2 rRNA genes are annotated in these 966 nt (G+C 36.9%); both read left to right on the forward strand.

Features of this window, described 5'->3' with window-relative positions:
- Positions 1 to 78 precede the first annotated feature (78 nt).
- Positions 79 to 194: ribosomal RNA gene (gene rrf, locus AC1DUW_RS30475) — 5S ribosomal RNA — on the forward strand.
- A gap of 656 nt (positions 195 to 850) precedes the next feature.
- A 16S ribosomal RNA gene (locus AC1DUW_RS30480) occupies positions 851 to 966 on the forward strand; the annotation flags it as partial.

Consider the following 966-nt stretch of genomic DNA (forward strand, 5'->3'; position numbering starts at 1 on the left):
ATCGAGGACTTAACCACGCTTTAAAAAATGAAATACCTTCTTATTATCTAGTTTTGAAGGAACAACGTTCCTTTATTGTTTGGTGGCGATAGCGAAGAGGTCACACCCGTTCCCATTCCGAACACGGCAGTTAAGCTCTTCAGCGCCGATGGTAGTTGGGGGTTTCCCCCTGTGAGAGTAGGACGCCGCCAAGCCATTCAAAAAGATCAGCCATCCTTGGCTGGTCTTTTTTTGTGTTTATAAAATGGGAAAGAGTACCTAGCAAAAAAATAAAGACTTTTATAAGGTCAGAATACAAGTGGGTATCATAAGAGCACGACTAGCTTACTCAGTAGCTGTCAAATGAAACATAATAAGAAGACTTTTTATTGATCTTTTTTCTGGAAATTTTAACTTAACACGATAGATCAACACTTTTACGAACCTAATATAGGTATTGTTTCTTCTTAATAAGGCGCATTCTTAATGGAGCTTAAAATAAAAATGAATTTTTTTATATATAATATGTTGACTTTAAGGTAGGAAAGGATTAATATAAATAAGCACCAAGTACGACAAACAAAAAACTTCATCCACTTTTGGTAGATTACTAAAAGAAATAATAACTATTGACTTCTTATTATGAAAATGTTAAGATGAAATGGTCGCTGAAAAACACAGCGATTTAAAATAAGTTAAAAACTTCGCAGAAGTTGACAACTAATCAATAGCGTGTTATGATGAATAAACAAGTTGTTCGAAAGAACGACGATGAAATTGCTCTTTGAAAACTGAACAAAACAAAGCGCCAACGTTAATTTTTAAAAGTGAGCACACACTATCAAAAAGCAAAATGAGCAAGTCAAACATTTCTTCGGAGAGTTTGATCCTGGCTCAGGACGAACGCTGGCGGCGTGCCTAATACATGCAAGTCGAGCGAATCGATGGGAGCTTGCTCCCTGAGATTAGCGGCGGACGGGTGAGTAA

The sequence above is a fragment of the Peribacillus sp. P4_C12 genome (assembly GCF_056402095.1).